The 14893-nt window shown below is 62.5% G+C and carries 8 protein-coding genes and 1 pseudogene; 1 reads left to right on the forward strand and 8 read right to left on the reverse strand.

Annotation, left to right across the window (positions count from 1 at the left end; translation table 11 throughout):
• Window positions 1–379: 379 nt before the first annotated feature.
• From AB4O11_RS18250 to pvdM, 5 genes are all read right to left on the reverse strand, one after another.
• Window positions 380–2860, reverse strand: a complete 2481-nt coding sequence (locus tag AB4O11_RS18250) for a TonB-dependent siderophore receptor (protein WP_460127759.1) — start codon at window positions 2858–2860, stop codon at window positions 380–382.
• 114 nt (window positions 2861–2974) lie between these two features.
• Window positions 2975–4624 (reverse strand): cyclic peptide export ABC transporter, encoded by a 1650-nt coding sequence (locus AB4O11_RS18255; RefSeq protein ID WP_093431948.1) that lies wholly within the window; start codon window positions 4622–4624, stop codon window positions 2975–2977.
• Between the two features lie 109 nt (window positions 4625–4733).
• Window positions 4734–5621, reverse strand: coding sequence for a dihydropyoverdine dehydrogenase (gene pvdO, locus AB4O11_RS18260; RefSeq protein WP_460127761.1), 888 nt, complete (start codon window positions 5619–5621; stop codon window positions 4734–4736).
• A gap of 37 nt (window positions 5622–5658) precedes the next feature.
• Window positions 5659–6945 (reverse strand): pyoverdine-tailoring periplasmic protein PvdN, encoded by a 1287-nt coding sequence (pvdN, locus tag AB4O11_RS18265; RefSeq protein ID WP_460127763.1) that lies wholly within the window; start codon window positions 6943–6945, stop codon window positions 5659–5661.
• A complete protein-coding gene (gene pvdM, locus AB4O11_RS18270) occupies window positions 6942–8312 on the reverse strand; it encodes a pyoverdine-tailoring dipeptidase-like protein PvdM (protein ID WP_093431958.1) in 1371 nt (456 codons plus the stop codon). The genes pvdN and pvdM overlap by 4 nt, the downstream gene beginning before the upstream one ends.
• A 207-nt stretch (window positions 8313–8519) precedes the next feature.
• Between pvdM and pvdP the strand changes: the two are divergent.
• A pseudogene (pvdP, locus tag AB4O11_RS18275) lies at window positions 8520–10146 on the forward strand (pyoverdine maturation tyrosinase PvdP).
• 100 nt (window positions 10147–10246) lie between these two features.
• Here pvdP and AB4O11_RS18280 read toward each other — a convergent pair.
• The 3 genes from AB4O11_RS18280 to AB4O11_RS18290 are packed head-to-tail and all read right to left on the reverse strand — an operon-like array spanning window position 10247 to window position 14786.
• Window positions 10247–11641 carry an efflux transporter outer membrane subunit gene (locus AB4O11_RS18280; RefSeq protein WP_460090314.1) on the reverse strand — a complete coding sequence of 465 codons (1395 nt, stop codon included), beginning with the start codon at window positions 11639–11641 and terminating at the stop codon, window positions 10247–10249.
• 7 nt (window positions 11642–11648) lie between these two features.
• Window positions 11649–13622, reverse strand: coding sequence for a MacB family efflux pump subunit (locus tag AB4O11_RS18285; protein ID WP_460127766.1), 1974 nt, complete (start codon window positions 13620–13622; stop codon window positions 11649–11651).
• A complete protein-coding gene (locus AB4O11_RS18290; protein WP_460127767.1) occupies window positions 13623–14786 on the reverse strand; it encodes an efflux RND transporter periplasmic adaptor subunit in 1164 nt (387 codons plus the stop codon). It abuts the gene before it with no gap.
• Window positions 14787–14893 lie beyond the last annotated feature (107 nt).

The following is a 14893-nucleotide window of genomic DNA, read 5'->3' on the forward strand; positions in this document are numbered from 1 at the left end:
GGCTCTTGATCTTTTGCCCCATCGGCAGGCCGAGCGGAGGTGTTCATCCGGGGGTTAGGCGCGCAGCGCCGTGCGGCGAAGCCGCATACATCGAGAGGAGGTGCAGCGAAGCAAACCGTAGGCGATGCTCCCGGATGGACACCGTAGCGAGGGAACACTGAGCCTCAGCGAAGTGCCGTACGCCGGGGCAAAGCCTTTTGGGTTACCTTTTCGGCGTTTGGAAAAGGTGACTCGCTGTAAGAGCGAAACCGCCAGCGGCAACACCCGCAGCAACGGATATGCCCCCAAAACCCAAAGAGCATGGTCGGCCCGAAGGCCGCCAAGACCAACAGGCGAAAAAAAGCCCCACCAAAGCGGGGCTCTCTCACAACACACCCAATCAGAAGTCAGCCTTGACCGACATCACGAAGTTACGCGGATCACCATAGAAATTACCGAACCCTTCGGTACCAATGGTCGAGTAGTAACGCTTGTCAAACAGGTTATTCCCGTTAAGCGCCACCGACCAGGTGTCATCGATACGGTAGCCAATGCGACCGTTCCAGACCGCATAACCGGCGCCATCAATGTTGTCACCGCCCAAAGGCGAAGTCCGGTAGTTGCCCGTCTGCGCGTTGACACCCGCACCGATCGTCACGCGATCCAGCGGCCCGCTCAGGCTGTAGTCACCCCAGACACGCAGCAAATGGCGCGGCACGTAGGAGTTGTAGACCACGCCATCCTGCGTGGCGTCGGCATCTTCCAGCACCTTGGTCTGGGTGTAGGTGTAACCGGCGAGCAATTGCAGCCGATCAATCACCTCACCACTGACTTCAGCTTCGAAGCCCTGCGCGCGAACCTTGCCGGAGTTGATCGAGCAAGAACTGTCTTCGCAACGCGGGTCATCCTGGGCGGCATCTTTCTGAAGGGTGCGGAACAGGTTGAAGGAGCTGTTCAGACGACCGTCGAACCACTCACCCTTGATCCCCAGCTCGTAGCTCTGGCCAACCAATGGCTTGAGGGTGCTGCCATCGATGGTCTTGTAAGCGCCTTGCGGGGTGAAGATGTCGGTGTAGCTGGCGTAGGCGGTCAGGTTGTCGTTGAGGTCGAACAGCACACCGGCGAACGGCGTGACCTGGCCGGTTTCGGTGGACTTGGTGTCGACCTGGGTGCCTTCGCCACGGAAGTACTGCACCGAGTCGGTGTCGGACTTGTACCAACTGACACGGCTGCCCAGTACCAGGGTCAGCGGATCAGCCAGTTTCAGGCGGGCGATCGAGTAGGCGCCGTATTGCTTGATGTGCATGTCCACCGGGCCGCCACGGGAAGCGTTGGCCAGGTAGTAGCTTTCGTCCGGTTGCGGGATGTGGTGGTTGGGGTCGAGCACGTTCTGCCGTTGGGGCAGGGCGGCGACGGCGTAGAAGTCATCCTTGTGCGAACGGCTGGCATTGGCGCCGATGGTCAGTTCGTGTTGCTGGCCGAAGGCGTCGAATTTGCCGTCGACATAGGCATCGAAGCCGTAGTCGCGCTGGTCGTAGTCGTAAATACTGCCCAGCATCAGGGTATTGGTGGCGGTGGCACCGACCGGCACGGCGCCGCTCGGGAAGGCGTATTCCATGTCCTGAGTGTTGCGCGAATACACCCCGGCGACTTTCAGCGACCAGTCGTCGTTGAACTGGTGTTTCAGGTCGGCGAAGTAGGTGGCGCGTTTGCTGCGCTGGTTGTTCCACGCGGTGTTCAGGCAGGTGGAGCGCTTGAGGTGCAGGTCGGAGCCGTCGGCGTAACGCGGCAGACCGCCCCAGCATGGCGTGGCGTCGACGTCTTCCCAGGCGAAACCCAGCCCCAGGGTGGTGTCGGGGCTGAGGTCGAAGTCCAGGGCGCCGTAGTAGATCTGGTCCTTGCGGCTGGCCACGTCATAGAAATATTGACGGGTCTGTTCGGTGACCACGGCGCGACCACGGATGGTGCCGGAATCGTTGAGCGGGCCGCCGGTATCGACCTGGCCACGATAGTTGTCCCAGGTGCCTGCCGACAGCGAGAGCTGCGTGTGCGCAGTGTCCTGGCCGCGTTTGCGCACGAAGTTGACGCCACCGGCGGTGCCGCCTGCGCCTTTCATCATGCCGGCTGCGCCACGCAGAACTTCCACGCGGTCATAAATGGCCATGTCGCTGTTGAAGCTATCGGCCTGCACGTAGCTGCTGCCGATATCCAGCGGCACGCCGTCGTACTGGTACTGACCGGACATGCGGAAGCCGCGGGAGTAGAAATACTTGCCGCCCATGGGCGAGTCATACACGGTGATGCCCGGGGTCTTCTCCATCACCTGTTCGATGGTGTTGAGGTTCTGGTCATCGAGCATCTTGCGGGTCATCACCGTGACCGACTGCGGGGTTTCCTTCAGCGAGTGCACGCCCTTGCCAATGGTCACGCCGCCGGTGGTGTAGGAGTTGCTGCCCTCAGTGGTGGCGCCCAGGCGGCTGGCGTTGACGTTGGTCGGGGCCAGTTCCATCGCGCTGCCGGTGGCCGGGCCGAGCACGGTCACGGTGTTGCCGTCACGCTGGTAGCGGATGCCGGTACCGTTGAGCATCGCCTTGAGCGACTCATCATCCTGGTAGCGGCCGTTGAGCGCGCTGGAGCGCAGACCTTGCAGGCTTTCCGGGCTGTAGATGATTTGCAGACTGGTTTGCTGGCCGAGGGTTTGCAGCGCCTGCGCCAGTGGCTGCGACGGGATGTTCAGGGTCCATTCCTGGGCCTGGACATACGGGGCTGACGTGAGTGTCAGTGCCAGACCAAGGCCGGTGCCGGCCAGTCGAGTGCGTGTCGCGCCGTGCATCAGCAGGGCTCGAGTCAGAGGGCGAAGCATGAAACGGGATGCGGACATGAGGTTAAGACCTTGGCAGGTATAGTTGTTAATGGTTCTTATTCATCTCATTAAGACGAGGAAGCCGCGGCAAACCGGAAAATTATTTTTCCGGCCAGACCGCGGCCTCGTCGATCAAGCGGTTTGCAGTTCGCTCTTGACCTTGCCGGCCTCCATGCGCACCAGTTGATCGGCGACGTCGAAGTAACGGTCATCGTGGGAAATGACGATGATGGTCTTGCCCAGACGTTTGAGGTCAGGCAGCAACTCGGTGTAGAAAATTCGCCGGAACGTCGGGTCCTGATCGGCCGCCCATTCATCGAATACCAGCACCGGCCGCTCTTCGAGCCAGGCATTGACCAGGGCCAGGCGCTTGCGCTGGCCGGTGGACAAATCGGTGGTGCTGAACGCGCCGTCGCGCACGCTGACCTTGTGCGCGATCTCCAGACGTTCGAGGTAGCGGGTCGCGTCCTGCGGGACTTCGCGGTCGCCCTGAATCAGATCGTCGAACAGGTAGTAGTCGGCAAAAATCGTCGTGAAATTCTGCCGGTAGTCATCGCGATTGAGCGCGGTGATCGGCTGATCGTTGACGCGGATTTCGCCTTCGGTTGGCGCGTACAAGCCCAGCAGCAGTTTGATCAGTGTGGTTTTGCCGCAGCCGTTTTCACCGACGATAAACACGATGTCGCCCTGTTCGATGCGCAGGTTGACCGGCCCCAGACGGAACGGTTCGCTGCCTTCCACGGGTGGGAAGGCGTAACGCACGTTGTGCAGTTCCAGGCTGTTGACCGCACCGGGTTTCTTGCCTTGGTCTTCCAGCAACAGATGCGGTTCGGGCGAGGAAAATTGCTCGCTCAGTTCGGCGATACGGCGGAAGGCAATTTGCGCACGGCTGATGATCGGCAACGTGCTGACCAGATGCTCCAGCGGCCCCTTCATGTACAGCAGCACCAGGACGAAGCCGCTCATCACCGCTTTGTCGCCGCTGGGCCAGAAGGATTGCAGGGCCAGCGCCATGCCGATCACCACGAAGAACAGCATCGAACCGAAGGACTTGGCGATCACAAAAGTGTTGATGGATTTGATCTGGGTGTCGCAGATCTTCTCGGCGGTTTTCTGAATACCGGCGACAAACATGCGCTGGCGACGCGGACGGTGAATGCGCAGTTCCTTGGCGCCCTCGGCAATCGCGTTGTAGTGCTTTTGCAGTTCATCTTCGGAATCGCGTGCAGCGTAGAAACCGCGCATGCCCTTGGCCCGGGCAATCGCTTGAATGGTCGTGCCGATGGCAATGGCCACCAGCATCATCAGGAACATCGGCCAGGACAGCATGGCCAGATAGCCGAGGCAGCCGAGGGTGACGGTCATGGAAATTGCCAGCGGGGCGAAGGCGAAGGCGAAGTCGCTGATGGTGTCGACGTCGTGGGTCAGCACCGGGATCAACCGATGGCTGCGGTAGCGTTCGATCTGGTCGATCGGCGCCGACAGGACCTTCTCCCCCAGCTCTTTGCGCAATTTGGCGATGATGTGCTGGCCGACGTAGTTGGTGCCGATGTCGGACAAAATCGTCGTCAACAAGGCCAACGCACAGAGGCCCGCGAAGATCATTACCACGGTGCGGGTCAGGCCGTCGTCGGAGTGCAGGGCATTGTTGATGGTCGCCAGCAGCACGGTGACGCTCAGGCCGCCGATCATGCCGAGCACGATGGACACAGAGACGATCAGGCGGAAGGGCTTGAGCAAGGCGAACAATTCGTTGATCGCCCCACGCGTAGGCTTGGTCATGGAGGATTCCTGCTTCGGTGCGGAGGGAGTGCCGGTACTTAAGGAAAACGAATGGTCACGGACTTTCTTTAAACGACCGCAGGCGGGGCTGCGGTCGGGATGGGCAGGATCAGAGGTCGCGCACTACGCGAAACCCGAGCCAGTCGCCTTTGCTGGTCGGCCAGCTGCTGTTGCGGTTGCCGGAGCGCGAGAACACCGGCGCCTCGCCCCAATCGTTACCGCGCATGACCTGACGCTCGCAGTTTTCCTGGGTCCATGGGCGACCGTCGTTGGGTACGCCGGAGTAGTCCTTGTGATAACAGTCGGCGGTCCATTCGTAGACGTTGCCGTGGGCGTCGTAAACGCCGAAGGCATTGGCCGGGAACGTCCCGGCAGGGGAGGTGAAGTTGTAGCCGTCGGCGGCGCCGTAGGTGTTGGCGTGTCTGGAGATCTGGTAGTTGTTGCCTTCATCGAACGGGAAAGGGAAGGGCCCGGTGCTGCCGCCGCGTGCGGCGTACTCGCGGATCGATTCGCTTTGCAGGCGATACGCGTGGCCGGTCTTTTTCGATAACCAATCGATGTAGCCCTGGGCTTCGGCGACGTTCATGCACACGGCCGGGTCGCGGGCGCTCTGTTTGAATTCCGGTTTGCCGGCGGTGCAGCGGCGACCCGGGCGATCATCGAAGTCGTAAGGCTTGTTGCCGGTTTCGCGCACGTACGCGTCCCACTCGCCGACCAGCACCTGGAAGCGGCTGATGGCGAAGGGTTTGCTGAAGGTCACTGCGTGGCGCGGGCCTTCGTCCGGTTCGCGGCCGACTTCGTCGTCCGGGGTGCCCATGGTGAAGGTGCCGGTCGGCAGCACGACCATTTCCGGGCAGTCCTTGCAGTCCTTGAACACTTTGCCCGGCGCCGGCGCTGTCGCCGCTTGAGCTGCACCGGGCAGCAGGCCGGCGCACAGCGCGGTCAGGGCCAGCGCGGGCAAGGCCTTGAAGGTGAAACAGGCGTGAGGCTTTTTCATGAGTCGTCTCTGTGAAAGGAAAACGGGAGGCGAAGGTTCAGGCGCGCAGTTTTTTGCCGAGGATGGCCATGAAGCGGTCCACTTCGGCTTCGTTGTTGAGCAGGCCGGGCGCGGTGCGAATCACCGGGCCGACATCACGGCTGACCGCATCGCAGATCACCCGGTTTTGCATCAGGTAGGTGGCGACTGCATCACTGTCTTGACCCTTGACCCGGAAGAACGTGAAACCGGCAGAAAACTGCGGATCGAGCGGGGTCACCAGTTCGATATTCGCCTGCTCGCGCAGGCGCTGCTTCAGGTAGCTGTTGAGCTGATGAATGCGCGCCTGAACCTCGGCCTTGCCCAGTTGCAGGTGCAACTTGAACGCTTCGTCCACCGCCCAGCGATGCTCGAAAGCGTGGTAACCGCCCGGGGTCATGATCGTGGCGAAAGAGGTGGCTTCGGAGAACGTCGGCACGCTCGGGCTGACGTATTTCAGCTCTTCGCTGCGGCTGCACACGATGCCGGTGCCGCGCGGGCCGAACATCCATTTGTGGGTGCCGGCGATAAAGAAGTCGCAGTTCATCTGCGGGAAACTCAGGTCATCGACACCGAAACCGTGCACGCCGTCGACCACGTAGATCAGGCGATCCTTGTCGTCACGTTGACGGTTGTGTTCATCAACCAGCCGCGAGATGTCGCTGATCGGCAATTTCACACCGCTGCCCGAATGCACCCAGGTCATGCCGAGGACGCGGGTCTCAGGGCGGATGTTGCGGTTGATGGTGTCGAGCACTTGATCCAGGGAAATGCTTTGCGGCGTTTCGAACAGCCTGAGTTTGCGCACCCGGGTGCCATCGCGGCGGCTGCGGAAATCGAGGATGTTGCGGGTGGAATAGTGCTCGTGTTCGGTGGTGAGGATTTCCTGATCAGGGCGCACCTGCACGCTGCCATAAATCATCGCCAGCCCTTCGGTGGTGCTGCCGGTGAGGGCGATCTGGCCGGGTTTGGCCTGCAGGTATTTGCCGGCCCAGACCCGCACGTTTTCCTGCAATTGTTCGTCGCTCCCCAAATCCCAGTCCATGGCCAGCCCCGGGTTCAGGTCAAGCGCGGCGCGATGGCGTTCGATGGCCTCGCGCACGGGTTTGGGGTGAGAGGTAATCAGGAAATTGGCGAAGTGGATCGCCTGTGGATCCTGATCGAACAACCGGCGCAATTGCGTCCATTTGTTCGCGGAGGCCACGGGAGCGGTCGTCGCCATGGCCGGTGCTGTCAGGCTGGCGCCAAGCGGCAGGGCGGCCGCGACCACGCCAGCCTGTTTCAGAAAAGTCCGGCGGTCTGTCATGGCTTGGCAGTGTCCTGACGGGAAATCAGTGCCGGTTTCGCGGATTTCTGCACCTGATCCCAGACGCGCATGAAGTTGCCGCCCCACAGCTTGGCGATGTCCGCTTCGGAGTAGCCGCGCTGTATCAATTCGGCGGTGACGTTGCGGATTTCGCCAACGTTTTCCCAACCCTTGATGCCGCCGCCGTCGTTGAAGTCGGACGAGATGCCAACATGGTCGATACCGATTTTGCGCACGGTGTAATCGATGGCGTCGCCGAGATCCTTGAGGGTGGCTTTCGGCTCTTCTTCAAGGATGCCGTAGAGGCCGCTGGCGTACTGGCCGAGTTTCTGTTCCGACCATGCGGTGATGATCGGATCGCCCGGCATCAGCGCCATGGCCAGGTTTGGCAGTGGCGGCAGATCGAAGCGTGCGCGCAGGGCATTGAGTTTGTCCTGCGTGCCCTGAGTCAGCGGTTTGAGGTACTGCGAGAAGCCGACCACCTGAACCACGCCGCCGCTGTTCTTGATCAGCTGCAATTCCTTGTCGCTGAGGTTGCGCGGAATATCCACCGCCGCACGCGGCGCCGAGTGCGAGGCCACCAGCGGTGTGCGGCTCAGCTGTGCAACCTGTTCCAGGCCTTTGGTCGACATCTGCGAAACGTCGATGATCACGCCCAGATCGTTCAAACGCTGCACTGCTTGCTTGCCGATATCGGAGAGACCGTCGAGGGCGTCCGGTGAGTCATTGAAGAACGGCAGCGGCCGCGAGGAGTCCGCCCAACTGTTGTTGCCGATGTAGCTGAAGCCGAACATGCGCATGCCGCGTCCGGCCCACAGGTCCAGTTTGCTCAGGTCGTTGCCCAGCGGGTAAGCGTTGAGCATGCTGATGAAAATCGCAAACTTGCCTTCGCCATGCAGGCGGCGGAAATCATCCGGGGTGTAGGCGATGCCGACCTGATTGGGGAAGTCGCGGACCATGCCGGTGATGATCTTGTAACGGACTTCCTGTTGGTTGCGGGCTTCTTCGACAAAACCTTCGGTGGGGCGATGCGGGGCGTTCGGGCCGTTCCACATTTCCGGCCAGCCGAACACCGTCAGCGCAGCGCCCGACAAGCGCCCGCGATTGGCCTTGATCAGGTCGAACTGGCCGGAGCCGTCCTTGTCGGCTTCATTGCCGTGGGCGCCGAAACTCAGCGGTACGGTGATGTGGCTGTCGAAGGAGAGAATGCGATCCTGCAACTCGGTCGCCTGTTTCATCACTTTTACCGGGTAGCCAGGGTTGTCCCGAAACCAGTAATCCCAAGCCAGAAACCCTGCGCCGGCGCTGATCGCCAAGGCCAGCGGCAGGCCGATAAATAGAGCCTTTTTCGAACGCGGTTTTGTCATTGCCATCTCATTCAGGTTCGCCGTCGAGGTGCAGGCGCAGGGGCCTTTGCTATCTGGGAGGAACGAGTGGCCGGGCGGGTAATTTAGTCGCGCGCAGGAAAAGCGCTGACGGCGCGTAGCGATCTTTTGCCGGGGCCGTAAATTTCCCCGGCGAGCAAACGTTCTAGCTTGGATAAAGCCTGCTTCATGGCTGACACAGGTAGGGCAATGACGATCTCTCGACGCTGGTTCATGGCGGGCATGGCACTCACGGGCGCGGCGCTGCCTGCCGCTTTTTATGCACATCGTGAGCTGACCCGCGAGGAGTTTCCGATCACCCCGGGCGAGGCTACGGTCGATCTGGCCGATACCGCCGGACAGCAGTTGGCGGACAACCTGCGCGGCGTCTGGGATATCCGTTTCAGCGGATCTGCGGCGGGGCTTGATGGCTTGCCACGCGACGGCCTCGAGTTGTTTCTCGACATTGCCCACCGGGGGCGCGGTTTGCGCGGGTTTCTCGATACCGGTGCCAGCCTGCGCTCAGAAGCGCCTGCGCGTTACCAAGTGATCGGCGATCTGGCGCCGGGCACCGGCGCCGAAATGTACTGGCGGCTGATGCGCACCGATGCGCCGCACGCGCCGCCGGTCTACGAATTCAAAGTCAAACTCGACGAAGTCTGGGCGGCGTTCGGCAATGCCGGCAGCGGTACGTTCACCGGGCAAGTGTTGCGCCTCGATCGGCCGTTGGCGCTGCCCGAACTGGACAATCATTTCATCGCCATCAAACGGCGTTTTCCCGAAGCCCGCGAGCGCACCGGTTTGAACCCGACGCTGTTGGCGTGGCTGGTGGCGCCGGAACATCGCCTGTTCCACCAGCTCTGGCACGCCAGCCGCGACAAGTGGCACAAGCTCTCGGAGAAAAAACGCGACGCCCTGCGCGGTATTGGCTGGCAGCCGGGGCCGCGAGACAAAGAGCGCGATGCCCGTGGGCCCAGCAAGGATCGTAACGGCTCTGGCATCGATTTTTTCTTCATGCACCGGCACATGCTCGGCAAGGCCCGTTCGATGCAGGATCTGCCGTCGTGGCAGGCCTTCCCGATGCCGCAGCCGGAGCTGGAACGCGACCGCCAGGGCTTCGCCCGCTACTTCGACAATCACGACGGCGATGCACTGCCACCGACGTGGCTGACCGAAGGTGATGACGAATACACCAAGTGGGTCAGCGATATCAAAGCGGCCGAGACCTATCACAGTAATTTCCAGTGTCTGGGAATCGCAGTACCGCGACCCGCGCTACCTGGCGAAACTCAGCCTCGGCCAGTTCGGCTCGGAAGTCGAACTGGGCCTGCACGACTGGTTGCACATGCGCTGGGCGTCGGTGGCGCGGGATCCGTCCAACGACATTCCGGTGCCGATGGCGCGCGATCAGGCGGATTTTGCCGCGCGTTGGTATGCGCCGGAAAACGACTTTCTCGGCGACCCGTTTTCCTCCCATGTGAACCCGGTGTTCTGGCGTTTCCACGGCTGGATCGATGATCGCATCGAAGACTGGTTCCGCGCCCACGAGCGCTTTCACCCGGGCGAAGTCAGCCGGCTGGAAGTCAACGGTGTGCCGTGGTTTGCGCCGGGTCGCTGGGTTGAGGTCGATGACCCGTGGCTGGGGCCAGACACCCATGGCTGCAGCACCGTGCCGGGGTTGCAGATCGGGCGCTCGGTGGAGATGGATCCTGAGACGATGAAGCTGGCGTTGCGCATCACCTTTGGCGATGAAGACAACATGGCCGACCTGTTCCGCAAAGTACCGCAGCGACCGTGGTACGCGCGGCATCTGAAAGTGAAAGGGCGGCAACTCTGAGCGCAAAAAAAATCGCAGCCTGGTGCTGCGATTTTTTTTGCCTGGGATCTTGGTTGCCTGACCTGCTCGCGAAGGCGTCAGTCCAGTCGATAGTTTTCGCTCAGATAACCTGCCAGCCCCCGCCCAGTGCCTTGTACAGGGCAATGCTGGCCTGCAAGCGCGAAAGGCGCAATTGCACATTCATATCCTGCGCCGCATACAAGGTGCGCTGGGTTTGCAGCACCGTCAGCAAATCTTCGGCACCGGCCTGATAGCGGCTCTGGGCAATGTCGAACGCGGTCTGCGCCTGGCTCAGTTCTTCGCTTTGCCACTGGCGCTGTTCATCGAGGCCGCGAATGTTGCTCAGGGCTTTCTCCACGTCGGCAAAGCCATTGATGATCGCCCCGCGATAGGTTTCCAGCAGTTCGTCCTGACGCGCCTTGGCCTTGTCGCGCTCGGCGCTCAGGCGGCCGTTGTTGAAGATTGGCGCGGTCAATCCGGAAGACAGGTTGTAGAACGTGGTGCGCAGCAGCTCCGCCGCCAGATCGGCGCCGGTGCCGAGGCTGGCGGTCAGGGTGATTTTCGGCAGCATGGCGGCGCGGGCCACGCTGACGTCAGCCTGGGCCGCCGCCAGTTTGGCTTCGGCGCTGGCGATGTCCGGACGCCGGCTCAGCAGATCGCTGGGCACGCCACTGGCGATGTTCGGCCATTGCAACTGTTCGAATGACTGTTGCGGTGCCGACACTGCCTGCACCGGTTGGCCGAGCAGGGCGGCGAGGGTGATCAAGGCTTCGCGGGCCTGTTGCTGCACCAGTGGCAATTTGCGCTGCTGTTCGGCGACCAGGCTTTTTTGCTGGGCCAGTTCCAGCGCGGTGGCGCTGCCGGCGTCGAAGCGGGTTTGCACCAGGTGCAGAACGTTCTGCGCATTGGCCAGATTGAGCTCGGCAATGCGTGCCTGTTCGCGCAACGCCAAGGCTTGGGTGTAACTGCTGGCCACGCCGCTTTGCAGGGTCAGTTCGACGGTGGCACGGTCGAATTCGCTGGCCTGTACACCGAACACGGCGCTGTCGCGTGCTGCGCGTTTACCGCCCCAGAAGTCGATTTCGTAACTGGCGCTCAGCTCGGCGTCGTAGTAATCCAGCGAGCGATTATCCGGGCTGACGTCGAGTTGGCTGTAGCCTTTGCCGTGCAACAGTTTCTGCCGATTGGCATTGAGACCGGCCTTGATTTCCGGGAGCAGCGGGGCGCCGGCAATCGTCGCACTGGCCTGGGCCTGCCTGACCCGGGCGACGGCGGCGCCGAGGTCATGGCTGCCCACTCGCGCCTGTTCGACCAGACGATCCAGCTCGGGGCTGCCGAACTGCGTCCACCATTGGCGGTTGCTCTGCACGGCACCGGGATGCTCAGGCGATTGCCACGCGGCCGGTGGCAGCACGCCGCTGTCGGGACGTGGCGCAGGGCTGTTACAGGCCGCCAGCAACAGGCTGGCGGCAAGGATGGTCAGTGGCGCTTTCATAGGTCGATCATTCACTGGTAAGGGCCGTGACCGGGTCGAGCCGGGCAGCCTTGCGGGCAGGCATGAAGCCGAAGAGGACGCCGGTGGCCAGCGCGCAGGCGAAAGCGCCGATGACGGCCAGCCATTGAAACGCGATCGCCACGCCGCTGAACAACAGCACGCCGCCGACCAGCATCGCCAGGCTGATACCGGCCAAGCCGCCGACCACCGAAAGCATCACCGCTTCGGTGAGAAACTGGCGCAGGATGTCGCGCTGGCGCGCGCCCGTGGCCATACGGATACCGATTTCCCGGGTGCGTTCGCGCACGGTCATGAGCATGATGTTCATCACCCCGATACCGCCGACCAGCAACGAGATCGCGGCGATGGCGCCGAGCATCAGCGACAGCGTGCCCTGCGTGCGTGCTTCGGCTTGAATCATTGCGGCGTTGTTGGTCAGTTCGAAATCCTTCTTGCCGTTGTGCCGCCGCAGCATCGCCTGTTCGATCGCCTGCTCGGCGTCTTTGACTTTGCGTGCGTCCTTGGCGGCGATCACCACGTATTCCGGATTACGGCTGCCGAACAGGCGCGTGCTGGCCGCCGAGTAGGGCACGGCGATGCGGTTGTCGCTGTCGGAGTCGCCGGAGCTCGAGCCCTTTTCCGCCAGAACACCGAGCACCTGAAACGGCACGTTTTCGATGAGGATGTATTGGCCGATCGGGTCGGCGACATCCTTGAGCAGCTTGTCGCGCACCTTGGTGCCGATCACGGCCACGGCGGCGGCGCTGTCTTCATCGGCCTGGCTGAAGTAACTGCCCTGAACCACCGGCCAGTTGAAGATGCTCGGAAAATTGGTGTCGTTGCCACCGACGTAACTGCTGTGGTCGGCATTGCCGAAACGCACGCCAGCGGTCGAGCCGTTGACCGGCATGATCCGCTCGACCCGGGGCAGGGCGGCTAGTTCGGCGACGTCGTCGAGGGTGATGATGCCCGGTGGTGTGCGCGGATTGGGTGCGGCGCCGCTGAGGTAGATGATGTTGGAACCGAAGGCGCCCATTTGCGCCATCACCTGGCGTTTGCTGCCTTCGCCCACCGCGAGCATCACCACCACCGAGGCCACGCCGATGACGATCCCGAGCAGGGTCAGCGCAGTACGAAAACGATTGATCCACATGACCCGCCACGCCGCTTGCACGGCGTCGACCAGTTCACCTTTCCAGGCGCCGGTCTGGGTGCTGCCGCTGCTCAGGCGCTGGCGCAGATCCACCGCTTGCAGGGCGCCGGGGTTGGCGCTGCGCGGTGGCGCTGACGGGTGTTCGGCGGTGTCGCTGATGATCAGCCCGTCACGAATTTCAATGATGCGCTTGGCTCGTTGTGCGACTTCGCGGTCGTGGGTGATGAGAATCACCACATGGCCCTGACTGGCGAGCTCATCGAGCAGGGTCATGACCTCGGCGCCGCTGTGGCTGTCGAGGGCGCCGGTGGGTTCGTCGGCGAGGATGATGTGGCCGCCGTTCATCAACGCCCGGGCAATCGACACCCGTTGTTGTTGACCGCCGGAAAGCTGATGCGGGCGGTTACCGGTGCGGCTGCCCAGGCCGAGCCGCTCCAGCAAAGCACTGGCCCGGGCGTGGCGTTCGGCGGCCGGGGTACCGGCGTAGATAGCCGGCATTTCGACGTTTTCCTGGGCGGAGCCGGACGGAATCAGGTGATAACCCTGGAATACAAAACCAAACGCTTCGCGGCGCAGCCAGGCCAGCGCATCGCTGTCGAGTCGGGCGACGTCTTCTCCGGCGAAGCGATATTCACCGCTGGTAGGGCGGTCGAGACAACCGAGGATATTCATCAATGTCGACTTGCCGGAGCCGGACGCCCCGACGATGGCGACGAACTCACCGGCATGAATCGACAGATCAATGCCGCGTAATACTTCCACCAGCGGGCTGTCATTGCCGCCATAGGCTTTGCGGATCTGCCGCAAGTCAATCAGTGGCGTTTGCATTCAGCCTCCGCTGCCGGTGGCCGGCGCGCTGAGGATGTGATCGCCTTCGGCCAGGCCTTCAAGCACTTGGGTGCGCAAGCGGTCGCTGATGCCGGTGCGCACTTCGCGGGACTGGATTTCGCCATTGGCGGCGACGATCTGCGCCCGCTGCCATTGTGGGCGTGAGCCGGGTTGCAGGGCGGCGCTGGGCACGGTGAGGGTGTCTTGCGCCTGTTGCGCCACAAAGAACACCTGCGCAGTCATGTCGGTCATCAGGTTGTTGTCGGCGTTGTCGACGTCGAGCAGCACGGTGTAGAGCACCACGCGTTCGCTGCCGCTGCGACCGCTGGTGGGGCTGCCGCCCTGATTCTGTTCGAGCGGGCGCGGCGGCACCGGCAGAATCTGCCGGACGGTGCTGCTCCAGCGCCGAGCGCCGCCGCTGAGCGTGGTGAAATAGGCGGTCATGCCGGGTTTGACGTGGCCGATGTCTGCTTCGGAAACCTCGGCCCACACGGTCATCGGTGAGAGCCGGGCGATGCGCAGAATCAGCGGGGTTTGCTGCTGCGCATTGAGCGTCTGGCCTTCGCGGGCGCCGACGGCCACGACGGTGCCGCTCATCGGTGCATAAATGCGCGTGTAGCCGAGCTCCGCTTCGTCACTGCGCAGGCTGGCTTGAGCCTGGCGGATCTGCGCCTGGAACATGTCGATGCGGGCCTGGGTGGCGCGGACTTCGGCGCGGGCGGTCTGCACGTCTTCCTCACGGGTGGCGCCACCGGCGGCGAGTTTCTGCTGGCGCTGGTATTTCTGTTGCGCGAGGTCGTGCTGGGCGCGTTGCTCCTGCAACTGTGCCTTGAGGTTTTCGATGGAAAACCGCCCGGCATCCAGTTTGGCCTTTTGCGTGGAGGGGTCGATCTCTACCAGTAACTGGCCTTCCTTGACCGTGTCGCCAGCCTCGACATGAATCTTCTGGATCTGCCCGGACGCCTGCGCACCGACGTCCACATAACGGCGTGGCTGCAGCGTGCCCAGTGCGGTCACGCTGTTTTCGATACTGCTGCGGGTCACCTGCACCGTGGCGAGGGCGTCGCGCCCGGGCGGCAGGACTTGCCACGCGGCAACGGCGATCACGGGAATCAGGCAAAGGGCGGCGAACAGAGCGCGTCGGGCGGGGCGGGGACGTTTCATGCAGGGTTCCGGCCAGTGGAATCGGCCCGTCATTCGGCCAGTACACAGGCGTGCAGAGGCGCTGAAAGCTGTCGCATGGCACGACAGATACGGGGAGCTGTCCTGTA

Source organism: Pseudomonas sp. H1_D05 (assembly GCF_054682705.1).